22 protein-coding genes are annotated in these 25097 nt (G+C 59.1%); 9 read left to right on the top strand and 13 right to left on the bottom strand.

What is annotated here, in order from left to right:
- Positions 1-38: 38 nt before the first annotated feature.
- Positions 39-980 carry a fatty acid desaturase gene (locus AC07UI_RS12020; protein ID WP_494992682.1) on the bottom strand — a complete coding sequence of 314 codons (942 nt, stop codon included), beginning with the start codon at positions 978-980 and terminating at the stop codon, positions 39-41.
- A gap of 392 nt (positions 981-1372) precedes the next feature.
- Between AC07UI_RS12020 and AC07UI_RS12015 the strand changes: the two genes are divergently transcribed.
- The gene (locus AC07UI_RS12015) at positions 1373-1822 is read left to right on the top strand and encodes a GNAT family N-acetyltransferase (protein ID WP_494992681.1); all 450 of its coding nucleotides are present in this window, start codon (positions 1373-1375) and stop codon (positions 1820-1822) included.
- A gap of 55 nt (positions 1823-1877) precedes the next feature.
- On the opposite strand, the gene def is transcribed toward AC07UI_RS12015, so the two are convergent.
- Positions 1878-2417 (bottom strand): peptide deformylase, encoded by a 540-nt coding sequence (gene def, locus AC07UI_RS12010; protein ID WP_494992680.1) that lies wholly within the window; start codon positions 2415-2417, stop codon positions 1878-1880.
- A gap of 2 nt (positions 2418-2419) precedes the next feature.
- Positions 2420-3364, bottom strand: a complete 945-nt coding sequence (locus AC07UI_RS12005; RefSeq protein WP_494992679.1) for a YihY/virulence factor BrkB family protein — start codon at positions 3362-3364, stop codon at positions 2420-2422.
- A 343-nt stretch (positions 3365-3707) separates the two neighbouring features.
- Between AC07UI_RS12005 and AC07UI_RS12000 the strand changes: the two genes are divergently transcribed.
- The 4 genes from AC07UI_RS12000 to AC07UI_RS11985 all read left to right on the top strand — a co-directional run bounded on the left by AC07UI_RS12000 (position 3708) and on the right by AC07UI_RS11985 (position 7997).
- Positions 3708-4085: a hypothetical protein gene (locus tag AC07UI_RS12000; protein WP_494992678.1), complete on the top strand. Its 378-nt coding sequence runs from the start codon at positions 3708-3710 to the stop codon at positions 4083-4085.
- A 241-nt stretch (positions 4086-4326) separates the two neighbouring features.
- Complete coding sequence (gene plsB / locus AC07UI_RS11995; protein WP_494992677.1) at positions 4327-6831, top strand: glycerol-3-phosphate 1-O-acyltransferase PlsB; 2505 nt, start codon at positions 4327-4329, stop codon at positions 6829-6831.
- Between the two features lie 50 nt (positions 6832-6881).
- A complete protein-coding gene (locus AC07UI_RS11990) occupies positions 6882-7280 on the top strand; it encodes a YbaY family lipoprotein (RefSeq protein WP_494992676.1) in 399 nt (132 codons plus the stop codon).
- Between the two features lie 27 nt (positions 7281-7307).
- Positions 7308-7997, top strand: coding sequence for a DUF4197 domain-containing protein (locus AC07UI_RS11985; protein ID WP_494992675.1), 690 nt, complete (start codon positions 7308-7310; stop codon positions 7995-7997).
- Between the two features lie 94 nt (positions 7998-8091).
- Here AC07UI_RS11985 and AC07UI_RS11980 read toward each other — a convergent pair whose 3' ends face one another.
- From AC07UI_RS11980 to AC07UI_RS11970, 3 genes are all read right to left on the bottom strand, one after another.
- Entirely contained in the window at positions 8092-9447 is a 1356-nt protein-coding gene (locus AC07UI_RS11980; RefSeq protein ID WP_494992674.1) for a Fic family protein, read from the bottom strand.
- Between the two features lie 161 nt (positions 9448-9608).
- A complete protein-coding gene (locus tag AC07UI_RS11975) occupies positions 9609-12680 on the bottom strand; it encodes an efflux RND transporter permease subunit (RefSeq protein WP_494992673.1) in 3072 nt (1023 codons plus the stop codon).
- A gap of 6 nt (positions 12681-12686) precedes the next feature.
- Complete coding sequence (locus AC07UI_RS11970; RefSeq protein ID WP_494992672.1) at positions 12687-13787, bottom strand: efflux RND transporter periplasmic adaptor subunit; 1101 nt, start codon at positions 13785-13787, stop codon at positions 12687-12689.
- A gap of 94 nt (positions 13788-13881) precedes the next feature.
- On the opposite strand from AC07UI_RS11970, the gene AC07UI_RS11965 reads away from it, so the two are divergent.
- Positions 13882-14517, top strand: coding sequence for a TetR/AcrR family transcriptional regulator (locus AC07UI_RS11965; protein WP_494992671.1), 636 nt, complete (start codon positions 13882-13884; stop codon positions 14515-14517).
- Positions 14518-14664: 147 nt separating this feature from the next.
- On the opposite strand, the gene AC07UI_RS11960 is transcribed toward AC07UI_RS11965, so the two are convergent.
- Positions 14665-15447 (bottom strand): class I SAM-dependent methyltransferase, encoded by a 783-nt coding sequence (locus tag AC07UI_RS11960; RefSeq protein WP_494992670.1) that lies wholly within the window; start codon positions 15445-15447, stop codon positions 14665-14667.
- 93 nt (positions 15448-15540) lie between these two features.
- Between AC07UI_RS11960 and AC07UI_RS11955 the strand changes: the two genes are divergently transcribed.
- Positions 15541-16161, top strand: a complete 621-nt coding sequence (locus AC07UI_RS11955; RefSeq protein ID WP_494992669.1) for an energy transducer TonB — start codon at positions 15541-15543, stop codon at positions 16159-16161.
- Positions 16162-16210: 49 nt separating this feature from the next.
- Here AC07UI_RS11955 and AC07UI_RS11950 read toward each other — a convergent pair whose 3' ends face one another.
- The 6 genes from AC07UI_RS11950 to ppc all read right to left on the bottom strand — a co-directional run bounded on the left by AC07UI_RS11950 (position 16211) and on the right by ppc (position 22875).
- Positions 16211-17032 carry an isocitrate lyase/PEP mutase family protein gene (locus tag AC07UI_RS11950; protein WP_494992668.1) on the bottom strand — a complete coding sequence of 274 codons (822 nt, stop codon included), beginning with the start codon at positions 17030-17032 and terminating at the stop codon, positions 16211-16213.
- Positions 17033-17064: 32 nt separating this feature from the next.
- The gene (locus tag AC07UI_RS11945; RefSeq protein WP_494992667.1) at positions 17065-17925 is read right to left on the bottom strand and encodes a DUF72 domain-containing protein; all 861 of its coding nucleotides are present in this window, start codon (positions 17923-17925) and stop codon (positions 17065-17067) included.
- Positions 17925-18224, bottom strand: coding sequence for a hypothetical protein (locus AC07UI_RS11940; protein WP_494992666.1), 300 nt, complete (start codon positions 18222-18224; stop codon positions 17925-17927). The genes AC07UI_RS11945 and AC07UI_RS11940 overlap by 1 nt, the downstream gene beginning before the upstream one ends.
- A gap of 318 nt (positions 18225-18542) precedes the next feature.
- Positions 18543-19217: a tRNA (adenosine(37)-N6)-threonylcarbamoyltransferase complex dimerization subunit type 1 TsaB gene (tsaB, locus tag AC07UI_RS11935; protein WP_494992665.1), complete on the bottom strand. Its 675-nt coding sequence runs from the start codon at positions 19215-19217 to the stop codon at positions 18543-18545.
- An 88-nt stretch (positions 19218-19305) separates the two neighbouring features.
- Positions 19306-19956 (bottom strand): adenylate kinase, encoded by a 651-nt coding sequence (gene adk / locus AC07UI_RS11930; protein WP_494992664.1) that lies wholly within the window; start codon positions 19954-19956, stop codon positions 19306-19308.
- Between the two features lie 288 nt (positions 19957-20244).
- Positions 20245-22875 (bottom strand): phosphoenolpyruvate carboxylase, encoded by a 2631-nt coding sequence (ppc, locus tag AC07UI_RS11925; RefSeq protein WP_494992663.1) that lies wholly within the window; start codon positions 22873-22875, stop codon positions 20245-20247.
- 202 nt (positions 22876-23077) lie between these two features.
- Here ppc and AC07UI_RS11920 point away from each other — a divergent pair, with 202 nt between their 5' ends.
- Both AC07UI_RS11920 and AC07UI_RS11915 read left to right on the top strand, forming a co-directional pair.
- Entirely contained in the window at positions 23078-23422 is a 345-nt protein-coding gene (locus AC07UI_RS11920; protein ID WP_494992662.1) for a pilin assembly protein, read from the top strand.
- A gap of 354 nt (positions 23423-23776) precedes the next feature.
- On the top strand, positions 23777-25039 hold the full coding sequence (locus tag AC07UI_RS11915; protein WP_494992661.1) for an OprD family porin: 1263 nt from the start codon (positions 23777-23779) through the stop codon (positions 25037-25039).
- Positions 25040-25097 lie beyond the last annotated feature (58 nt).

The raw sequence follows: 25097 nt of genomic DNA, 5'->3' as shown, positions 1-25097 counted from the left end.
GCCAGCTGCGACGGGAGATTTGCGTCTCGCAATCAAAATCAATCAAACGGATGCTCCGGGCTGTCTACCGCCGCCAGCCCATGTCGACGAAACAGCTCACCATAACCTCGCACCAGAAATCCGCCACTGCGCGCCAACCATTGTGCGCGCCGGGCACGGTACACCCTGGGCAAGTAATACCAGGGCAACCCCGGCAGGTCGTGATGCACCAGATGCAGATTCAGATTGAGAAACAGCCAGGTCCAGGGCCACGCCGCTTCATTGATCACCGTGCGTCGCTCGGCTTGCGCATACGGACGGTGTTCATAGCAGGAACGGATCATCGCCACCGACAACGCCGGCACGCTGATCAGCAACAGGTAATGCCAGACCGGCACCACGCTGTAACGGGCGATAAAACCCAGCATCAGCAGGGTCAGCGCGCCATGGGTCAGCCACATCAGCCAAGCCTCTCGCTGGCCTCGACGCAAGCGCTGCAACTCTTCCCTCGCCAGCGCCAGCAATGCCAGCGGTGCTCCCAATAACAGACGACCAAGCACGGTCTTGTTCAGCCAGTGCAGGCTGCGCTCGAACTGCGAGCTGGCCTGCCATTGGTGTCGGCTCAGGTAACGGCTTTCCGGGTCGCGACCGGGCAACGTCAGGTCTTCGTCACGGTGGTGCAGCAAATGGCTGTCGCGGTACAGCGTGTAGGGATACCAGACCGCCAACGGCGCATAACCGAGAATTTTATTCAGCCAGGTAAAACGCGTTGGATGCCCATGCAACAGTTCGTGCTGCACTGACATCCACAGCACCACGATGGGAATCAGCAGCGCTGTGCTCAGCCACAACCCCAGCGCCGGGCTGGCCAGCAGCACGCCAAACCAGGCGCCGTAGACGCTAACCAGCAACAGCCAGGTCGGCCATTCCGTCCGCCCTGTCAGGCTAAGACGCAGGGTATCGATTTCTTTTTGTTGGGCGTGATCAAGATAATTGGACATGGCTTGGCTCAGAGCAGGGACCCAGCCAACAGACGAACGTCGGCTTCATCCCCTTCTGTGCATTAGCGCAGGGAAATCTTGTAGATCGATTGGTTATTTACTTAGAAGTGAAAGCGGAGCCCGATTGCCGGGCTCCGTTGAAGATGGCTCAGTGGCCGAACACGCCGACCTTCTTGGCTCTTTTGTCTGCGCGTTTTTCATCGGCGGTTTTTGCTGGTTTTTTCTTTGCTGCTTTCTTTGATTCCATGCCTTTGGCCATGATGCACGCTCCACTCATATGGGATGTAACATGAGGTATAACACCTATTGCGCAGCAGCGTTTTATTTCAGCGATTTATAATTTTTTACCCTTCTGCGCCCTTCATAGCTTTTCATAGACCTTATCTCAAACCATGCCAGACCTACATTTCAGCCTGCTTGCCGAGCCGCTGCGCCCTCTGCTGAACAAGTTCTATCGCACGCACAATTCGCCGATGCGCGCTGCCAGCGAAGGGCAATTATGGGTAGCCAGGCGGGGGGAAATCATCGCTGGGTTGTGCCTGACAGCGGTTGCCCAAGGGCATTGGTTGACCGGGTTGTTTGTCGATCCGGCAGGCCGGGGCCAAAGGATTGCCACGCAGTTGGTCGAACATGCCATGGCGCACGTTGATGGGCCGGTCTGGCTGTTCTGCCATCCGGATCTGCAACCGTTCTACGAGGGGCTGGGATTTTCCCTAGGTCCGCAGCTGCCGCAGTCCCTGACCGATCGTCTGGCTCGCTACGCTCGCAGCAAACCCCTGATCGCCATGGGTTGGTTCGGAGTCGGATCGACTGATGTTGTGCTTCGTCAATCCGGGGAATAGCCGAGATAAGCGTAGCGCCCATCGCGGGCAAGTCGGATCGCCGCACCGCTCGCTCCTACTCGTCCGCTGCAGGATCCATATCCGGGAACATCACCTCGATAAAACCAAACTTGCTGAAATCGCTGATCCGCGATGGGTACAACCGGCCGACCAGGTGATCGCATTCGTGTTGCACGACACGCGCATGGAAACCTGAGGCGATGCGCACGATCGGCTCACCCTTGGGGTCGAAACCTTCATAGCGAATCTGTTGATAACGTTCCACCGCACCGCGTAAACCCGGCACCGACAGACAGCCTTCGAAGCCTTCTTCGAGCATCGGACCCAAGGGTGTAATCAGCGGATTGATCAGAATGGTCTGCGGTACGGCTTCCGCCTCCGGATAGCGTTCACTGTGCTCGAAGCCGAAGATCACCAGTTGCAGGTCGACGCCAATCTGCGGCGCGGCCAGGCCAACGCCACCCACATGTTCCATGGTCTGGAACATGTCATCGATCAACTGCCAGAGTTCCGGGCTGTCGAACATCCCGGACGGCACCGGCGGGGCAATGCGCAGCAGGCGCTCATCACCCATTTTCAGAATTTCACGGATCATGTTCAGGCTTCGTCAGTGGTCGGCTTGAGCGAGTGATCCCGCCCCAATCCCGAAACGTGTTGTTTTTCGTCGTCCCCGTTGAAGTCCTTCTCGCCAGGTTGCTTGCCTTGGGTCGACATGTGATCGATCGTCGCGTTCATTTCCGCGCCGAGCAACAGCACCGCCGCAGAAATATAGAAGTACAGCAGCAACACAATGATCGCACCGATACTGCCATACATGGCGTTGTAATCGGTGAAGGTTTTCACGTAATAGCCAAAACCCAGAGAGGCGATGATCCACACCACCACCGCCAACACCGATCCCGGGGTGATCAAGCGGAATTTCTGTTTCACGTCCGGCATGGCGTAATACATCAATGCCACGGAGACCATCAGCAGCAAGACGACCAACGGCCAGCGCAGAATGGTCCAGATTGTGACGACAAAGTCCTCCATGCCGATTTGCCCCGCCAGCCAGCCCATCACTTTCGGGCCCATGACCATCAACGCGGCGGCGACCAGGAGCATCCCGGCGATGCCGATGGTGTAGAAAATCGACAGCGGGAAGCGCTTCCAAATCGGGCGCCCTTCGACCACGTCGTAAGCGGCGTTCATGGCGCTCATCATCAGCCGCACGCCGGCGGACGCAGTCCACAGCGCGATCACGATACCCACCGAGAGCAGCCCGCCCTTGGATTGCTGGAGCTGGTCGATCACCGGGTTCACTTGTTCAAGGGCCTGGGGCGGCAGCACCAGTTCCGATTGCAGACGCAGCCAGGAGAAGAAGTCCGGCAGGTGCAGGAAACCGATCAGGGCAATGAGAAACAGCAGGAAGGGAAACATCGAGAACAGCATCTGATAGGCAAGTGCCGAAGCATAAGTCGACATCTCGTCGTTAATGAACTCCGTCACCGTGCGCATCATCACGCGATGCAGGGGCAAGCCTTTCAAATCCGGAAAAATCATAGCGTCTCCTTTCGCCGCATAAGGGTTGAAGTCGGTGGCGACTCAGAGGCCATTTTCTACATCAAAGTAGCTCAGTTGACCGCTTTGAAACAAATTCGTTGTTTGACCGCCAATGCCCGACACAAACATCGCCGGCGCTACTCAAGGTGTTTCTACCATTGGAAACAGAGACCAAGCGTCATGGCGTAAAGATTGACCCGCAGCCATTGCGCAGAGTTTCATCTGTTTTCATTACGTCATTTCATCGCCGCGCGCAGGTTTGGCTTTATGTTTACCCCTCAACCCCCGAGAATGCGCAACGTATTCAGGCCGTGGCGCTGAAGATCCAACCCGTAGGAATGTTATGAAACTCAATAAAGCGCAGGCCATTGCCCGCAGAAACCAGGAACTCGGCGGTGCCGTGCTGGGCGTCAATAACTGCCACTTCACCGAACTGAACCGCAACAAGAACATCTGGTGGTTCGATATTCCCCTCAGCCGCCTGGCCATCGGTCAGTACGAGTGGATTCATTTGTTGCTGCACACCCCGAGCACCGATCAGTTGCTGCACTTGAAAGTGCCGACGGTGTTCCTGCGCGAGAAAATGGAAGGCCTGGTGGTGCGCAACCAGGGCAAACGCAAATCTACCGTGAGCCTGGAGTTGAGCGCCGACAAGGACGCCTTCCTTGAAGACGTGCGCCCGGCCGGTACAGGCGTGAATTTCGCGAAGTTTTTGCTGTAACCGCCAAAGTTTCCAACGCCATACAAGCCACCGAAAAATCCGGAATCCGCCAAAGATTCCGGATTTTTTTATGCCTGTCACACAGGATCCGGATACTGCGGTAAACGGGATCAAGTGCAAGACCGGTATAAAAACCCTCGATTGAAGTTTGCTTTCCCGCTTTTTTGCCGATTTTCGGTGAATACGGCACACTACCGGCCCCGAGCACCTGCTCGGTTTTTTTAACTCATGCAGAAGCCGTATGACCCGCTCCCCGTTCCGCCGTCTTGTGTTTGGCGCCTTGCGCCGACTGTTGTACCTCTGGGTTCGCTCGGAGACGATCAATCAGTCGTCCTTCACCCTCAAACTCGACCGCAGTCGTCCGGTGTTCTACGTCCTGCAAAACCCATCGCTGACCGATCTGGCCGTGCTCGACACTGAATGCGGCAAGGCCGGTCTGCCGCGCCCGGTGTTGCCGGCATCGGTGGGCAATCTGCTGGAACCTGCCGCATTCTTCTACCTGACGCCGGAACCCGACTGGCTTGGCCGCCAGGACAAGCGCGGCGCGCCGCCGGTACTGACCCGACTGGTCAGCGCCTTGAGCCAGAACGCCGCACAAGACGCGCAAATCATCCCGGTCAGCGTATTCTGGGGCCAATCCCCGGACAGCGAATCGAGCCCCTGGAAGCTGCTGTTCGCCGACAGCTGGGCCGTCACCGGGCGTCTGCGCCGCCTGTTGAGCATCATGATTCTGGGACGCAAGACCCGCGTGCAGTTCTCCGCGCCCATCCATCTGCGCGAACTGATCGAACACAATAAAGGCCACGAGCGCACCGTGCGCATGGCCCAGCGCATCCTGCGGGTGCACTTTCGCAACCTGAAAGCGGCGGTGATCGGCCCGGACATTTCCCACCGGCGCAATCTGGTCAAAGGCCTGCTGAATCAGCCGTTGGTCAAGCAGGCGATCCTCGAAGAAGCCGAACGCGAGAACATCTCCCCGGAGAAAGCCAAGGCTCAAGCGCTGCACTATGGCAATGAAATCGCTTCGGACTACACCTTTACCGCGATCCGCTTTCTCGAAGTAGTGCTGAGCTGGTTCTGGAACAAGATCTACGACGGCATCAAGGTCAACCACATCGAAGGCGTGCAAGCCGTCGCCCAGGGTCACGAAGTGATCTATGTGCCGTGCCACCGCAGCCATATCGACTATCTGCTGCTGTCCTATCTGCTGTTTCGCAACGGCCTGACCCCGCCGCACGTCGCCGCCGGGATCAACCTGAACATGCCGGTGATCGGCGGCCTGCTGCGCCGTGGCGGGGCGTTTTTCATGCGCCGCACCTTCAAGGGCAACCCGCTCTACACCTCAGTGTTCAACGAATACCTGCACACCCTCTTCACCAAAGGTTTTCCGGTGGAGTACTTCGTCGAAGGCGGGCGTTCGCGTACCGGGCGCATGCTGCAACCCAAGACCGGGATGCTCGCCATCACCCTGCGCAGCTTTCTGCGTTCGTCGCGGATGCCGATTGTCTTCATCCCGGTGTACATCGGTTACGAGCGGGTTCTCGAAGGCCGGACCTACCTCGGTGAGTTGCGCGGAGCGACCAAGAAAAAAGAATCGATCTTCGACATCTTCAAGGTCATCGGCGCGCTCAAGCAGCGATTCGGCCAGGTTGCGGTCAACTTTGGCGAACCGATCAAACTGGCGGAGTTCCTCGATCAGGAACAACCGGACTGGCGCTCCCAGGAGTTGGGTCCGCAGTTCCGTCCGGCCTGGCTGAACGAAACCACCAACCGTCTTGGCGAGCGTGTGGCCCGGCATTTGAACGAAGCGGCAGCGATCAACCCGGTCAATCTGGTGGCGTTGGCGCTGCTTTCCACCAGCCGGCTGGCCCTCGACGACCGCGCTATGGCCCGGGTTCTCGACCTCTATCTGGCGCTGCTGCGTCGCGTGCCGTATTCACCGCATACCACGTTGCCGCAAGGCGATGGCCGGGCGCTGATCAGGCATGTGAAAGACATGGACCTGCTTTCCGAGCAGAGCGACGCCTTGGGCAAGATCCTTTATCTGGACGAGCAGAATGCCGTCCTGATGACCTACTACCGCAACAACGTGCTGCATATCTTCGCCCTGCCGGCGCTGCTGGCGAGCTTCTTCCAGAGCAGCTCGCGCATGAGTCGCGAGCAGATCCTGCGCTACACCCGCGCGCTGTATCCGTACCTGCAATCGGAGCTGTTCATCCGCTGGTCGCTGGAAGAGCTGGACGCAGTGATCGATCAGTGGCTGGAAGCGTTCGTCGAGCAAGGTCTGTTGCGCTTCGAGAAAGAGCTGTATCTGCGCCCGGCACCGAGTTCGCGACATTTTGTGCTGCTGACCTTGTTGTCCAGGAGCATCGCCCAGACCCTGCAACGCTTCTATATGGCCATCTCGCTGCTGCTCAACAGCGGCCAGAACAGCATCAGCGCCGAAGAACTGGAAGACCTGTGCACCGTCATGGCCCAGCGCCTGTCGATCCTGCATGGCCTGAATGCGCCGGAATTCTTCGACAAGAGCCTGTTCCGTCACTTCATTCAAACGCTGCTGGATCTCGACGTACTACGTCGCGATGAGGCCGGCAAACTGAGCTATCACGAACTGCTCGGCGAACTGGCCGAAGGCGCGGCCAAGCGTGTATTGCCGGCGGAGATTCGCTTGTCGATTCGTCAGGTAGCGTTGCATCGCAGTGAAGATGCGGCCGATCAGGTCGATGCCCCGCAGCAAACCGACTAGATTGTTTCAGGCGCCAGTCTTCTTCTGGCGCCATCGATATGGAGATCCCGATGAAAAAATTCTCTTTACTTGCCATCACTGCCCTGCTCGGAGCCTGCCAGCCCCTGCATCCGTCCCCCAAAGCCAGCCTCGACGGCGAAGTGTTCTACCTGCAACGCATCGCCCTGCCGCCAACGGCGATCCTGAGCGTCAGCCTGCAGGATGTTTCCCTCGCCGACGCACCTGCCGTTGTAGTGGACGAACAGCGTGGCCCGATCAAAGGCCAGGTGCCTCTGCCCTTCCACCTCAGCTATGACCCGGTGCAAGTCAAACCCGGTCATCGCTACTCGGTCAGTGCGCGCATTGAAGTGGATGGCAAGCTAAGGTTCATTACAACCGAACACCACAGCGTGCAACTCAATGGCAAAGATCTACAGCCGTTGAAAATTCGCGTCGACGCAGTACGTTAATTCCCTCTCTTGATTAAGGAAGCTGCCATGCTCCGTCCTTCCCTTCGCTTCGCCGGCCTGTGTGCGGGCTTGTTGATTTCCGCCAGTGCGCTGGCCTTGTCTCTGAGTGATCTTTCGCAAAAAGACGCCACCGGTGGGCTCAAGGATGTATTAACCCAAGGCGCACAGATCGCCGTCAAACAACTGGGCACTCCGGGCGGTTTCAGCAACAACCCGGACGTGAAGATCGAGTTGCCGGGCAACCTGGGCAAGGTTGCCAAGAAAATGAAGCAGTTCGGCATGGGTGCCCAGGTCGACGAACTGGAAGCCAGCATGAACAAAGCGGCTGAAGCTGCGGTACCGCAAGCCCAGGCGTTGCTGGTCGATGCCGTGAAGAAGATGAGCGTTGACGATGCCAAAAGCATTCTCAGCGGCGGCAAGGATTCGGCGACCCAATACCTGAGCAAAACCAGCCGCGAGCAAATTCGCCTCAAGTTCCTGCCAATCGTCAAGCATGCAACCGATCAGGTCGGCCTGGCCAAACAATACAACTCCTTCGCCGGCCAAGCCGCGACCCTCGGTGTGCTCGACGCGAAAAATGCCAATATCGAAGGTTATGTAACGGAGCAGGCACTCAATGGCCTGTTCGAAATGATCGGCAAGCAAGAAGCCGCCATCCGCCAGAACCCGGCGGCAGCGGCCACCAGTCTGGCGAAGAAGGTGTTTGGTTCGTTGTAAAACGCGAAGAGCGATTACGCGGTCCGTAGGTGCTGGCGCGGCCTGCAATCTTTTGATCTTCAAACCTCGAAAAGATCGCAACCTTCGCCAGCGCCTACGCCCAAGCCTTTTTGATGTCCTGCGTGTCACGCAGAAAGAAAGCCCACTCTCGCCCCCGCTTCTTTTTCTCGAAAATCTTCAGTTCTACCAATCCATTCAGCGTGGCTGAAGCCGTGTTGTACGAGCAATCCAGATTTTCCTTCACATTCACTGCCGTGAACTCCTTGGCCATACCGCTTTTGGCCACCTGAAACACAGTCCGTTGTTTTTCGCTCAATTGCTTGAAAAGCCCGGACTCCTCCAGCCATCGATCAAACCCTTCGGCATACGCCAGACTCTTCTGATAAGCCGATGTGAATCCGGTCACTGCACGGACAATCACCGAGCACTGGTAGTCGATGAAATAGGTCAGATCCAGATCATCCGTTTCGGTATGCAAATAAGACCGGCCATATTTCACCGGCGCATTACGTAACAGAATGCTGATGGAGATGTAGCGGAATGCCGAGAAGTCATTCTTGAACATGAACCAATAAAACAACGCCCGCGCCACACGGCCATTGCCATCACGAAAAGGGTGTTCGTAACCGAGGGCAAAATGCAGGGCAATCCCCTTGATCAGCGGATGAAGGTAATCGTTGCGCGTGGGGTCATTGTGGGATTGATTGATCCAATTCGACAATGTGTGGAGCCTGGCCTGAATACCCGCTGCCGGTGGCGGTGTATGGACCGTATTGCCTTCGCCGTCCTGAACGACAACCTCGTCATTGACCCTGAATGCGCCCGGTGAGTATTGTCCGTCGTCGATGCCCTCGACACCGACCCGGTGCAGCTGCGCGATCAGCTCGACACTCAGCGGCTCATGACGTTTGTCCCAGGCAAAGATCATCATCTTGTAGTTGCCGATAACCATCCGCTCATCCGGGGTACGCGGCAGTCGGTTGCGCTTGAGCATATCTTTGGCAACCAACGTAGTAGTCGCCGCGCCTTCCAGCTGGCTGCTGCTGATGGCTTCGTCTTCGATTAAATCATTGAGCAGATAGTTGAAATGCGCTCGCTCACCGATCCTGCTGGTCATGTACTCCAGAGCAGCGGTGCTCGCCTGGCGGTCGACAGTCGAAAGAGTCTTGTGCGCTAGCGGCGTCAGAATGAACTTGCCCCATTGGGTGGGTTCACCCAACGGCAGAAGGCTGGAATATTGAGCAGAGCGGGCTTTCTTGACAAGTGCCCAGCACAACGTTGCATCAAGGCCTGGCGCCCAGCGATAACGCAGCTCGTCAAACGGCAGGTATCGCCCCTGATCATCCAGCGGCTTGAGCAATGCCAGATAGTCAGGCAGTTTTTCTTTGTAGGGCGAGGTCCCCAACAGATCGAAAACGCTGTCCGGGTTTGCGGGAGGACTTTTGACCATTACTGTCTCAAAAACACCAAAAACCGAGTTCTGAGTACAGCACAAACACAACACTGTCTCAATATTTATAAAAATTGAGACAATGAAAACACAGAATCAAGCATTGATCGTTCCCACTCCCGCGCGGGAGCGTGGGAACGATCACAATGTGTGCCGCTTGATCAGACCTGCTCTTTCTTCACCCTGAACCACGCCGCATACAGCGCCGGCAAAAACAGCAGCGTCAGCGCTGTGGCCACAATCAGCCCGCCCATGATCGCCACCGCCATCGGTCCGAAGAACACGCTGCGTGACAGCGGGATCATCGCCAATACGGCGGCCAGTGCAGTCAGTACGATTGGCCGGAAGCGTCGCACTGTGGCCTCGATGATCGCTTGCCATGGCCGCAGTCCGGCAGCGATGTCCTGTTCGATCTGGTCCACCAGAATGACCGAGTTACGCATGATCATCCCGGACAGCGCGATAGTGCCGAGCATCGCCACGAAACCGAACGGCTGGCGGAACACCAACAGAAACAACGTGACGCCAATCAACCCCAGCGGTGCGGTGAGAAACACCATCGCGGTGCGGGAGAAACTGCGCAGTTGCACCATCAGCAAGGTCAGCACTACGACGATGAACAACGGTACGCCGGCCTTGACCGAGTTCTGCCCACGGGCCGAGTCTTCGACCGTTCCGCCGACATCCAGCAAGTAACCGTCCGGCAGTTGCGCCCGAATCGGTTCCAGGGTCGGCAGGATTTGCTGGACCAGGCTCGCTGGCTGCTCCTGCCCGTAGATGTCGGCACGCACCGTCACGTTCGGCAAGCGGTTGCGGTGCCAGATAATGCCTTCTTCGAAGCCATATTCCAGCGTCGCGATCTGCGACAGGGCCACGCTTTTACCGTTATCGGTCGGCACCGCGAGACTTGGTAGCAAGGTCAGTTCGGTGCGTTCACGCGGCGTGCCGCGCAACAGAATCTCGATCAACTCGTTGTCTTCGCGGTACTGGCTGACGCTTACACCTGTGAGCGAGCTTTGCAGAAACTTCGACAGGTTCGCCGTGCTAACGCCCAACGCCCGTGCGCGCTCCTGATCGATGTTCAAGTAGATGACCTTGCTCGGCTCTTCCCAGTCCAGATGCACGTTGACCACATGGGGATTCTCACGCACCTTGGCCGCGACTTTGCGCGCCAGCGCACGGACTTCTTCGATGTGCTCGCCAGTGACCCGGAACTGCACCGGGTAACCAACCGGAGGACCGTTCTCCAGTCGCGTGACCCGTGAACGCAGGGCCGGGAATTTTTCGTTGAGGGTTTCAATCAGCCAACTGCGCAGGCTTTCGCGATCCTCAATGGACTTGGCCAGCACGACAAATTGCGCAAAGCTCGCCGCCGGCAGTTGCTGATCCAGCGGCAGATAGAAACGCGGCGAACCGGTGCCGACATAGGCCACATAGTTGTCGATGCCGGCGCGGTCCTTGAGCAGGCCTTCCAGACGCTTGACCTGATCGGCGGTGTTGCTCAGCGAGGCACCTTCGGCCAGCTTCAGGTCGACCATCAACTCCAGTCGCCCGGACGCCGGAAAGAACTGTTGCGGCACGAAGCGAAACAGCACCACCGATGCCACGAACAGCACGATGGTCAGGCCAATGACGGTTTTGCGCCGACGCACGCACCATTCCACCAGCCGCCGTACCCGTTGATAGAACGGCGTGCCATAAGGGTCTGGATGAGCGTCGCCCGTACCGTGTTTGGCGGCATGAATCTTCGCAAGGTCCGGCAGCAGTTTTTCGCCGAGATAAGGTACGAACACCACGGCGGCAATCCACGACGCCAGCAATGCGATGGTCACTACCTGGAAGATCGAACGGGTGTATTCGCCAGTGCCCGACTGTGCAGTGGCAATCGGCAGAAACCCGGCGGCGGTGATCAACGTACCAGTGAGCATCGGGAACGCGGTGCTGGTCCAGGCATAGCTGGCGGCCTTGAGCCGGTCGTAGCCCTGTTCCATTTTGATCGCCATCATTTCCACGGCGATGATCGCGTCGTCCACCAGCAAGCCCAACGCCAGTACCAGCGCACCAAGGGAAATCTTGTGCAGGCCGATCCCCAGGTAATACATGGTGGCGAAGGTCATCGCCAGCACCAGCGGAATCGCCAGGGCGACCACCATGCCGGTGCGCACACCGAGGGAGAAGAAGCTCACCAGCAACACAATAGCCAGCGCTTCGATCAACACCTGAACGAATTCGCCGACGCTGGTTTTCACCGCGGCCGGCTGATCGGAAACTTTACGCAACTCCATTCCGGCCGGGAGATTCTTCTGGATGCGGGCAAACTCGACTTCCAGCGCCTTGCCCAACACCAGAATGTCACCGCCGTCCTTCATCGCTACAGCAAGGCCGATGGCGTCGTCGCCCATAAAGCGCATACGCGGCGCCGCAGGCTCGTTGAAGCCACGGTGAACATCGGCGACGTCGGAGATATGGAATGTGCGATCGCCGACCCGGATCGGGAAGTTCTTGATTTCTTGTACTGTCTGAAAACTCCCCGAGACCCGCAATTGCAAGCGTTCGCTTGAGGTCTCGAAGAAGCCTGCGGTGGACACCGCGTTCTGTTCTTCCAGGGCTTGCTGTACGGCGGCCAATGGCAGCCCGAGGGTGGCCAGCTTGACGTTGGACAGCTCGATCCAGATCTTCTCGTCCTGGCGCCCCAACAGATCGACCTTGCCGACATCCTTGACCCGTTGCAGCTGGATCTGGACGCGATCGGCGTAGTCCTTGAGCACCGCGTAGTCGAAACCGTTGCCGGTCAAGGCGTAGATATTGCCGAAGGTGGTGCCGAATTCATCGTTGAAAAACGGCCCCTGAACACCCGGCGGCAAGGTCTGGCGGATATCGCTGATTTTCTTGCGGACCTGGTACCACAGCTCGGGGATCTGCGCGGAGTGCATCGAGTCCCGGGCCATGAAGGTCACCTGGGATTCACCTGGGCGGGAGAACGAGACAATCCGTTCGTACTCACCGGTTTCCATCAGCTTCTTTTCAATGCGCTCGGTGACTTGCCGCGACACTTCCTGAGCCGTAGCACCCGGCCAGTTGGTGCGAATCACCATGGCCTTGAAGGTGAACGGCGGGTCTTCGCTCTGGCCCAGCTTGGTGTAGGACAACGCGCCGACGACTGCCAGCAACAGCATCAGGAACAGCACGATCTGGCGATTGCGCAGCGCCCATTCGGAAAGATTGAAACCCATCGGGGACTACTCCTTGACCGCCAGATTGACCACGCGATTGGAGCGATCCACCGGACGCACTTGCTGGCCCTCGTGAAGCACGTGCACACCCGCCGCCACCACCCAATCATTGGCGTTCAGGCCTTCAAGGACCGGCACGGTTTTTTCGCCGAATGCACCGACCCGTACCGGAGCACGCTTGAGGGTATTGTTGGCGCCGACGACCCAGACGTAGGTCGCGCCGTTCTCTGCGGTGAGTGCCGAGAGCGGCACCGACAGCGGCACGATACCCGGGGTCTGAATGAATACCCGGGCACTCTGGCCGAGTTCGGCCGCAACTTTACCGGCGGTGAAGGTGATGCGGGCGGCAAAGGTCCGTGACTTTGGATCGGCGGCCGGTGACAGTTCGCGAATACGCCCGGCGAATTGCTGACCCGGTTGCGTCCACAGCTCCACCGAAACGTCCTGACCGACCTTGAAGCGGCCAACGTTCTGTTCCGGCAGGCTGATCAGCACTTCCCGCTCGCCATCGGCGGCCAGGGTGAAGACCGTCTGCCCGGCCGACACCACTTGCCCGACCTCGACCGCGCGCCTGGCGACCACGCCATCCTGTGGTGCACGCAGTACGGCGTAGCTGGCCTGATTGTTGGAAACATCAAACTCGGCCCTGACCTGCTTGAGCCGTGCAACGCCAGCGCGGTACAGGTTTTCTGAATTGTCGTACTGCGAGCGGCTGACCATCTGCCGGTCCATCAAGGTCTTGTAACGATCACGTTCGGCGTGCACCAGGTTCAGATTGGCCTCGGCTGCTGCGAGTTGCGCACGAGTCGCTTCCAGTTGCAGGCGCACGTCCTGGGGATCGAGCTCTGCCAATGGCTGGTTGGCCTTGACCCGCTCACCCTCTTCGACCAGTCGTCGGCTGACTTTGCCGCCGATACGGAACGCCAGATCCGGCTCGTAACGCGCGCGGACTTCACCGGGATAACTGTCCATTGCCTGGGCCGAAGGCTCTGGCTGAACCACCATGGCCGGACGCACGGTGATTTGCGCTGGCTCTTCATGACCGCACGCAGACAACAAAAAAGCCAGACTGACTGGCAACGCGAGGGACAAGGCATGGCGGAACATGGTGAAGGACCTTTCGCTAATGGTGCTCGGAATAATTATACTGACCAGTATGTTATTAATAGCAAACTCACCAGTCCAGTATTAAAAGCGAAGAATGTCTAACACTCTTGCTGCACCCAGCGGTCCCGGCCGCCCTAAAGACCTGGCAAAGCGCCAGGCCATCCTCGATGCGGCGAAAAATCTGTTTCTGAGCAATGGCTATGCGAACACCAGCATGGATGCGGTCGCGGCAGCGGCCGGTGTATCGAAACTCACGGTCTACAGCCACTTCAACGACAAGGAAACGCTGTTCTCCGCAGCCGTGGTGGCCAAGTGCGAGGAGCAACTGCCGACGCTGTTCTTCGAGCTGCCGGACGGCATGCCAATCGAAAATGTGCTGCTGAACATCGCGCGCCGCTTTCACTTGCTGATCAACAGCGACGAATCGGTGAACCTGCACCGTTTGATCATGGCCCTGGGCAGCCAGGACCCGAAGCTCTCGCAGATTTTTTTCGAGGCCGGACCGCAGCGCATGCTGCAGGGCATGGAACGGCTATTGACGAAGATCGATCAGGTCGGCGCCTTGAGCATCGATAAACCACTCAACGCCGCCGAGCATTTTTTCTGTCTGCTCAAGGGCGCAGCGAATTTTCGCCTGCTCTACGGCTGCGGCGCGCCCCTGAGCGATGAAGCCGCCGAGGCGCATGTGCGGGAAGTGGTGGAGTTGTTTATGCGGGCTTATCGGGTTTGAGCAAGAGTTCTTTGTCGCCTGCTGATGATCGTTCCCACGCTCTGCGTGGGAATGCCGCCCGTGACGCTCCGCGTCACATTCTAGAGCGGACGCAGAGCGTCCAGTGAGGCGTTCCCACGCAGGAGCGTGGGAACGATCAGCAGGCGCCTACGCCTTGAGCGCTTTCTTCGGATAGATATCGTAGCGGCTGGATTTACCGTCCAGCGCATGGCTGGGCTTCGGCCCTTCAATGCAAGGCGCCTTGCGCGGGCGCTTGACGACGACTCGGTGGCTGGCCAGCGCCAATGCGGCTTCAAGCAAGGCCGGCGCATCAGGATCATCGCCGACCAGCGGTCGGAACAAACGCATTTCCTTCTTCACCAGTGCAGTTTTCTCACGATGCGGGAACATCGGGTCCAGATAGATCACCTGCGGCGGCTCCCCTTCCCAGTTGCGCATGACCTCGATCGAGTTGCCTTTGAGCAAGTGCATGCGCGAGACAATAGGCGCCACCTCAAAGTCCTGAAGCCCACGGGCCAGACCATCCTCCAGTAACGCGCCGATCAATGGCTGGCGCTCGATCAGACTCATTTCGCACCCCAGACTGGCCAGCACAAATGCATCCTTGCCAAGCCCTGCCGTGGCATCCAGCACCCGCGGGCGCACGCCTTGGGCTACACCGACTGCCTTGGCGATCATCTGGCCACTGCCGCCGCCATACAGCCGCCGATGGGCAGCACCACCCTCAACGAAGTCCACCCGTACCGGTCCCGGTGCATCCGGGCCGAGCTGTTGCAGCTGCAAGCCCTGCTCGGTGACCTGTAATGCGAACTCGGCATCGTCCATCAGCAATGGCAAACCGAGTCGCTCGGCCCATTGCTCCGCTTGCGCAGCAGACGCTCCGGCTAGCGCCTGGACTTTGATGCGGCAGGCCGCTGGTTGCTCAATCATGGGGAAACACGCTCAAAAAATTAATGATCGGCAAAAACTGCCGATAAAAGAACTATCAGGCATTTTGCCAGAGCTGAGCGTCGACCGAGAGAAATGTCAGACATTCAAAGCACAATCACAGGCTTTATCTCGCCCTACGGCGACTACAGCCTGCGCAACTCCCAAGCACTGAGCGGCGTCAGTCACCTGTGGCAGGATTTCTTTGCCCGGGCATTAGCCGACCAGGTGGGCGATGCGGCGAGTGTTGCTGGCGAAAAAACGTTGGTTGCGGTTGATGGCCCGATCGAGCCAAGCGGTGGCACTGATCTGCTCACGCAGATCGTTACGCAACGTCATTGCGATGTTCAGGACACCCGGATCCGCCCGCCAGAGCCGTTGTTCCTGCCGATTGCCGAGTTCGAAATGGACCTGGCGGACAAGCCGGCCATCCCGTTCCCACCGGAAGAAATCGCCGCGCAACAAAAGCAACAGGACTTCGAGAGCGGTTGGGTTCGCCCAATCGTGCTGAACGCCGGCCAACCACTGCCCGAACCCGGCCCGGCGCCGCAACCCCGCCCGCTGCACCTGCCGATTGCCGAGTTCGAGCTCGACCTGCTGGACAAACCGGCGATCCCGTATCTGCCAGCAGAACTTGCCGAACAACAGAAACAATTCGACTTCGATAACGGCTGGGCACGCCCGCTGATCCTGCAAAACCTGCGCCTGGCCGCCTGAAACTCAAGCCCCGGACACTGTCAGAAACCGCACGACAACTGCTGGCTAATCAGCCTTTGAACAGCTGATTGATCTGCCCGAACGGCATGGCATGGTCGGCAAAGTCAAAGGTGCCGCGTCCGTGAACTTCCTGAGCGGCGGTATAAAACGCGCCATAGGCCGCACGCGCCAGCGCAGAACCGACACTGATACGTTTGACCCCCATGTCGCTCAGCTGCGCCACCGTGAGATGGACACCACCGGACATCAACACATTGACCGGTTTGGGCGCCACGGCCCGGACCACTGCAAGGATCTCTTCTTGCGTGCGCAGCCCCGGGGCATAAAGCACATCGGCTCCTGCTTCGGCGAATGCCTGCAAGCGGCGAATGGTGTCCGGCAGGTCAAGCTTGCCGTGCAAGAGGTTCTCCGCGCGGGCCGTCAGCATGAACGGGAACGGCAGACTGCGCGCCGCCGCAACCGACGCTTCGATCCGCTCGACAGCATGTACAAAGGAATAGATGGGATCGTCCTCATGGCCCGTGGCATCTTCAATCGAGCCACCGACCACACCGGCAGCCGCCGCGCGCAGGATCGTCTCGGCGCAACCCTTAGGGCTGTCGGAGAAGCCATTTTCCAGGTCGACCGCGACCGGGAGATCCGTTGCGCCAACAATCGCCTGGACGTTTTCAAGGGTGTCGTCCAGGGACAACGCACCGTCCGGACGGCCTCGAGAAAATGCAAAACCGGCACTGGTGGTCGCCAAGGCCGTATAGCCAAGACTGGCGAGCATTTTTGCCGAACCGGCGTCCCATGGATTGGGAATCACGAAAGCGCTGTCACGTTCATGAAGTGCCTTGAAAGTCTGGGCACGAAGGGTTTGCGCATCCATTTGCTCGCTCCTGAAGAGGGGATTGGTCCACCTCAGAGCAAGCCGAGTTGCTCCGCGGCGGGCTCTCTGTATAGCTCAGGCAACGCCGGCAAGCCAGGCAAACGTGCCATTAGCTTTGTGTGAAAACGCCGCGCCAGTTCGGCGGCCAGGCGATTATCGGCAGTGTGCAGAAAGATGTAGGGCGTGCGCCCCTCTTCGATCCAGACCGCGATTTTCTCCACCCATGGCAGCAGGAACGGATCGTTAGCCTCAAGCTCGGGATGACCGATAAAGCGTACCTGCGGGAACTGGGTGAAGGCTGCCGGACGTGGCGGCACCTGGGGCTTTTTCGATTGCGCATGCAGCACCGACGGATCGCTCGAGGTGCAACTGAACAAGGCTCGCGGATCGAGGCATATGCGCTCGACGCCACGGTCGAGCAAAAGCCGGTTGAGCATCCGTTCGGCATCGCCTTTGGCGAAAAACTCCCGATGCCGCACTTCAACCGCCAGCGGTCGTTCCAGGCCATCGATAAAACCGGCCAATTCCGCCAGACGCTGCGGTGTAAAGCTTGCCGGCAATTGCAGCCAGAGCGGTGAGACGCGCGCACCGAGTGGGCTGAGCAATTGCAGGAAACTTTCGGCGGCGGTCAATTGCTCGCGCAGGTCGCCGCCGTGGCTGATATCTCCCGGGAATTTGGCGGTGAAGCGAAAGTGCTCGGGCATGGTCTCGGTCCAGCGCTGCACCGTCGTGACAGCGGGACGCGCATAGAAGGTGGTGTTGCCTTCCACGGCGTTGAACACTTGGGAATACAAACCGAGAAACTCCGTCGGCCGTGCGCTTTGCGGGTACAGGTACTCACGCCAGGCGTTTTCGCTCCAGGAAGGACAACCGAGGTAATAAGGGAGCAGCATCAAATGTGCAGATCGAGCCCCAGCACTTCCATGTCCCACTCGACAAAGCCGGCAGTGGTCAGGTAGCTGGCCAAGGCTGTGGCAACGCTTTTGCTCATGGCGCGATGGAAAATCATGTCTTGCTGGCGGGCGGGAAGATTGCTGGTACGACCAGCCGACGCTTGGGGGCGTGCGCTGAGCGGCGTATCGGACTGAAGTTCAATCTCGCCATCCTCAAGGGAGTCGTCCACCACCACATTGCCTTTGCGAGGCTTGCGCTTGATGGGGTAGGACTGAGATGAAATGCCGTCTATACGCATAAATGCATGCTCGGTATCAGTGATGGCAATTTAGCGGCACCTAGCCGACTAAGCAAATGCCTTGGTGATAACTAGAGCACAGAAAATGCAAAAGGTTTAAACGCGGGAGCAAATTGCTGGGCAAACCTGACGATTGGCAGGCTCACACATCCCCTGTAGCAGCTGGCGAAGCCTGCGTCCGGCCGCGCAGCGCTCGTAAAATCAGGCACCGCGGTTTTTCAGGTTAACCGTGGAAGCAGGATTTACGACCGCTGCGCGGCCGGACGCAGCCTGGCGGCAGCTGCTACAAATCGCACAGTTTGCCCACCCTATTGGCTGTTACCGCGCTTTCGGCGTCGCCACTTTATCGCGCAGATACACCGGCTGCGCCTGGTCAGCAGGAATCGCTTCACCACGCTCCCAGGCAAAACGAGCCAGGGTCAACAAATCTTCGGCATGAGGCAGCATGCTCGCGTCCTGCCCCGTCAGGCTAACCGCAATCCGCTCGGCATAACCCCAACCGGTACCCGCGCCAAACCACTCGCCATTGGCATCGGCCGGCAAGGCTGCCACCTCGGGTGGCAGTACCGCTTCAGCGCCGACCAGGCGCATTTCGCCGGCCGTTTCGCGGTAGCAGCCCCAATACACCTCATCCATTCGTGCATCGATGGCCGCAGCGACCTGGCTTGCGCCATGCTCGCGAAATGCACGTTGAGCCAACACCGCCAGATTCGAGACCGGCAACACCGGACGCTCCAGAGCAAAGGCCAGGCCCTGAACCACGCCGATGGCGATCCGCACACCGGTAAACGCACCCGGCCCACGGCCAAAAGCAATTGCGTCGACCGCCTGCAAAGTAGTCCCCGCCTCGGCCAGCAGATCCCTGATCATCGGCAAAAGCTTCTGCGCATGCAGACGCGGGATCACCTCGTAATGGCTCGTGACCTTGCCGTCATGCAGCAAGGCAACGGAGCAAGCTTCAGTCGCGGTGTCCAGGGCCAGCAAGGTGCTCATCGATGTTTCCGTCAGAGTGAAAAAAAGTGCGCCAGTATAAACAACAACGGCCCGCAAGCGGGCCGTTGAACGTAAAGCAAAATCAGACTTATCGGCTCAGCGCTTCAAGCACCTTGCCAGTGATCGCTTCAACGGAGCCAACGCCAGCGATGTGGCTGTACTTCGGCTTGCCTTGAGCGTCGGCGAGCTTCTGGTAGAAGTCCACCAGCGGCTTGGTCTGGGCATGGTAGACCGACAGACGATGACGCACGGTTTCTTCAGTGTCGTCTTTGCGCTGCACCAGCTCTTCGCCAGTGACGTCGTCTATGCCAGCCACTTTCGGCGGGTTGTAGACGGTGTGGTAAACGCGGCCGCTGGCCTCGTGTACACGACGACCGGCGATACGCTGAACGATTTCTTCGTCATCGACGGCGATTTCAACCACGTGATCCAGCTCGACACCGGCCTTGACCAGTGCTTCGGCCTGCGGAATGGTGCGCGGGAAGCCGTCGAACAGGAAACCGTTGGCACAGTCAGCCTGACTGATGCGCTCTTTGACCAGATTGATGATCAGGTCATCGGACACCAGGCCGCCGCTGTCCATCACGCTCTTGGCGATCAGGCCCAGCTCGGTGCCGGCCTTGACGGCAGCACGCAGCATGTCGCCGGTGGAGATTTGCGGGATGCCGAATTTTTCGGTGATGAACTTAGCCTGAGTACCCTTACCGGCCCCGGGAGCTCCCAGCAGAATTACGCGCATCGATGTGCTCCTCAATTTTTTATTTAGATAACGTCGGATTCGCCTCGTGGGGCCAATCCCAAAAATAGGGTCGTGACCGCCCAAACGGCCAAAGGCTGATCAAGATACACAGCAGGCACGGACCACACAAGCCGCCGAAAGTAGCAACAACCCACGCTCATGTTGCCCTTTCGAGGAGGTGTACCAAGTCGCAACCCAATAACAAACTGTCGCCTGGCAGCAGCGCTCACTCCTCTCGAAGCGAGCGCCAGGGTGACGCGCCAAGTCACTGACACAGCCGAAAAAACCTTAGCCGGTATTGCGCAAACCAGCGGCAATCCCCGCCACAGACACCAGCAACGCCTGCTCCACCGGGCTGCCCTGCACCGCGTCCTGTTGCCGGGAACGCGCCAGCAATTCAGCCTGTAATAGATGCAGTGGGTCCAGGTAAGTGTTGCGCAGACGGATGAACTCAAGGGTCTCAGGGCTATGTGCAAGTAGCTGCGACTGGCCGGTCAAACCCAACACCACGCCACAGGCCTGCGACAATAGGTCGCGTAAATGCGCACCCAAAGGCAGCAATTGCGGCTCAACCAATCGCTCGTCATAAGAACGGGCGATATCCGCGTCGGCCTTGGCCAGGACCATCTCCAGCATATCGATGCGCGTGCGGAAGAATGGCCACTGCTCACGCATCTGCGCCAGCAGATCGCCTTCACCACGCTCCAGGGCTTTGCTCAAGGCCGCTTCCCAACCCAGCCAGGCAGGAAGCATCAAGCGCGTCTGGGTCCAGCCGAAGATCCACGGGATCGCCCGCAAACTTTCGATCCCCCCCGCGCGACGTTTAGCCGGACGACTGCCCAATGGCAAACGGCCCAACTCCTGTTCAGGTGTCGACTGGCGGAAATACTCGACGAACTGGGGATTGTCCCGCACCACTGCGCGATAGGCACTGACCCCATCTGCCGCCAATTCGTCCATCAACACCCGCCAGGCCGGTTCTGGTGGCGGAGGTGGTAATAAGGTGGCTTCCAGTACCGCAGCCAGGTATAGATTGAGGTTCTGCTCGGCGATGTCTGGCAAACCGAATTTGAAACGAATCATTTCACCTTGCTCGGTGGTGCGGAAACGCCCGGCCACCGACCCCGGCGGTTGCGACAGAATCGCCGCATGGGCCGGGCCACCGCCGCGCCCCACGGTGCCGCCACGACCATGAAACAGCAACAGCTCGACTTGCTGCTCGCGGCAGATGTCCACCAGCCGCTCCTGCGCGCGATATTGCGCCCAGGCCGCCGCCGTAGTGCCGGCATCCTTGGCCGAATCGGAGTAACCGATCATCACCTCCTGCGGTCCCTGCAACCGCGAGCGGTAGCCCGGCAGGAGCAACAGCTTCTCGATCACCGGGCCGGCGTTGTCCAGGTCAGCGAGGGTTTCGAACAACGGCACCACACGCATCGGCCGCAACACTCCGGCCTCTTTGAGCAGCAGTTGTACCGCGAGCACGTCGGACGCGGCGCCTGCCATGGAGATCACATAGGAGCCAAGGGAGGCCGCAGGCGCGGCAGCGATTTCCCGGCAGGTCGCCAGCACTTCAGCCGTCTCGCCCGAGGGTTTGAAATGCGCCGGCAGCAATGGCCGCCGATTGCTCAGTTCACGCATCAAGAAGGCGACGCGCTCCTCCTCGCCCCAGTCGCCATAACGCCCCAGCCCGAGGTAGTCGGTGATTTCGGTCATGGCCGCCGAATGCCGCGAGGAGTCCTGGCGCACGTCCAGACGCACCAGGAACAACCCGAAGGTCACGGCCCGGCGCAAGCAATCGAGCAACGGACCATCGGCGATCACGCCCATGCCGCACTCATGCAGCGACTGATAGCAGAGTTCCAGCGGGTCGAGCAGCTCACGGTTGTTTTGCAAGACGTCGGTGCCCGCCACCGACGCACCGTTCAGGGACGCGTGCGCCCAATTGCGGGTCGCCCGCAGGCGCTCACGCAACTGTTTGAGCACAGCGCGATAAGGTTCTGCACTCTCCCCGGCCCTGGCGCGTAATTCGTCGCTGGCCTGCTGCATCGACAGCTCGGCGGCCAGGTGATCGATATCGCGCAGGTACAGGTCGGCGGCCATCCAGCGCGACAACAGCAGCACCTCGCGGGTGACCGGCGCCGTGACATTCGGGTTGCCGTCACGGTCGCCGCCCATCCACGACGCGAAGCGAATCGGCGCTGCTTCCAGCGGCAAACGCAAGCCCGTGGCAGCATGCAACGCCTGGTCAGCCTTGCGCATGTAGTTGGGGATCGCCTGCCACAGCGAATGCTCGATCACCGCAAAACCCCACTTGGCCTCATCTACCGGGGTCGGTCGGGTGCGGCGGATTTCTTCGGTGTGCCAGGCTTCAGCGATCAACCGCTGCAAGCGCTGATGAATCTGCTCGCGCTCGGCGGTGGTCAGATCGCGGTGATCCTGCGCCGCCAGTTGGGCTGCGATGGCATCGTACTTCTGGATCAGGGTGCGCCGCGCGACTTCGGTCGGATGCGCGGTCAACACCAGTTCGATTTCCAGTCGCCCCAACTGTCGGGCCAGCGACTCGGCGCCATGCCCTTCTGCGCGCAAACGTGCGAGCAACTCTGGCAACACCCTCGACTCGAACGGTGCCGGTTGCGACTCGTCGCGCCGATGGATCAACTGATACTGCTCAGCAATGTTGGCCAGGTTCAGAAACTGATTGAACGCGCGCGCCACCGGCAGCAACTCGTCCTCGCTCAACTGGTTCAGGCTGGCGCTCAGTTCGGCGTCCGCCGAGCCACGGCGATCCGCTTTGGCCCCCTTGCGAATTTGCTCGATCTTGTCGAGAAACCCCTCCCCGTACTGTTCACGGATAGTGTTGCCCAACAGCTCACCCAACAGGTGAACATCTTCGCGCAAGCGCGCATCAATATCGGTCATCTACGTGTTCTCCAGCAGACTCGGGGCGGCTCGGAAGGCTCAAGAGTGCCGCTCGCGCCACGTTCTTACAAGCCTGCGACGAATCGACTTCAAACATTGTGCGATAGAGCTAGTCTGAATGTATGCCGTACAACGGCTGATCACCGGCCCTCGCCGGTCACTCATCACTGCCTGCCACGAGCAGGTGATCATAGAGGTCGCTATGAAAATCCGTGAGCTCGCCCAACATTGGGAAGAAAATGCCAAAGGTCGCTTGACCAAGACCGGCTACACGATCCGTCTGGACGTAGAAGCCGCCGCACGCCTGGCGGCGATTACCGAGATGTACCCCAAACGGCAACCCGAAGAACTGCTCGGTGAACTGATCGGCGCCGCGCTGGAAGAACTCGAAGCGAGCTTTCCCTACGTCAAAGGCTCGCATGTAGTCGCCACCGACGAAGAAGGTGATCCGCTCTACGAAGACATCGGCCCTACCCCCCGTTTCCTCGCGTTATCAAAGCGCCATTTGCACGATTTGTCCGCGCGGACAGACAAGCAAAAACACTGATTACGCCGCCCCTTCCCCGTCGAGAAAGTCGGTACTTCTGAACCCGTTCCGGGGGAACAACAAAAAATCCGGACACCCATGAGGATTCCGGATTTTTATGCCTTGGCGCCCATTTTTCTTCCGTTCGATTATCGCCCAAAACCCGCCACAGCCAATTGAATCGCTCTAACCATCCAACGCACCATTCCCCCGCACCTACAAAAACCAATAACAACAGGTTTGACACCATGACCCTGCGCCCTGCCCGCTCCGGCTGATCCAGCCCACCCGTTCCTTCAGTTCGACACTTTTGTCTGCAACCCGACGTTACGGCAGCGCCCTGCTTCACCCCTAACAATTAGAGAGCCCGATCACATGAAGCCATTCACCTCCCTCCCAGCCACTCCTCACGCTCTGCTGGCCATAGCGCTGGCGAGCGCGGCATTGCCGGTCATGGCCGAGGAATCCGGCTTTCTCGAAGACGCCAAGGTCAACCTGAACCTGCGCAATTTCTACATCAATCGCAACTTCACCAACCCGACCAAGACTCAGGGCATGGCCCAAGAGTGGACTCAGAGCTTCATCCTCGATGCCAAGTCCGGGTTCACCCGGGGCACCGTCGGTTTCGGCATGGACGTGCTCGGCCTGTACTCGCTGAAACTCGACGGTGGCCGCGGCACCGGCGGTACGCAGTTGCTGCCGCTCGATCACGATGGCCGCCCGGCCGATGACTTTGGCCGCCTGGGCGTGGCCTTCAAGGCGAAGCTTTCCCAGACCGAACTGAAAGTCGGCGAATGGATGCCGGTCTTGCCGATCCTGCGTTCGGACGATGGTCGTTCGTTGCCCCAGACGTTCCGTGGTGGCCAGATCACCTCGAAGGAAATCGACGGCCTGACCCTCTACGGCGGCCAGTTCCGCGCCAACAGTCCGCGTGACGACAGCAGCATGAGCAACATGTCGATGACCGGCAAAGCCGCGTTCACTTCCGACCGCTTCAACTTTGAGGGCGCCGAATACGCCTTCAATGAAAAACGCACCCAGATCGGTCTGTGGAACGCCGAACTCAAGGACATTTACAGCCAGCAATACCTCAACCTGGTGCACACTCAGCCCTTGGGCGACTGGACCCTGGGTGCCAACCTGGGCTTCTTCTACGGCAAGGAGGACGGCAGCGCCCGGGCCGGCGATCTGGACAACAAGACCTGGTCCGGTTTGTTCTCGGCCAAGTACGGCGGTAACACCTTCTATGTCGGTCTGCAGAAAGTCACCGGCGACAACGCCTGGATGCGGGTCAACGGCACCAGCGGCGGCACCCTGGCCAACGACAGCTACAACTCAAGCTATGACAACGCCAAGGAAAAGTCCTGGCAACTGCGCCACGACTACAACTTCGCCGCCCTCGGCGTGCCTGGCCTGACCCTGATGAACCGCTACATCAGCGGCGACAATGTGCATACCGGGACCATCACCGATGGCAAGGAATGGGGTCGCGAGACCGAACTGGGCTATACCGTGCAAAGTGGAGCCCTGAAAAGCCTTAACCTCAAATGGCGCAACTCGACCATCCGTCGCGACTTCAGTAACAACGAGTTCGACGAGAACCGAGTGATCGTCAGCTACCCGATCAGTCTGCTGTAAGACCCAAAAACGCCATCGCAGGCAAGCCTCGCTCCTACAGGGATTCGTTCGTTCACAC

It is taken from the genome of Pseudomonas sp. GW821-FHT04C07 (assembly GCF_059420325.1).
The sequence above is the reverse complement of the archived record's forward strand: the minus strand, read 5'-3'. Positions and strand labels throughout refer to the sequence as shown.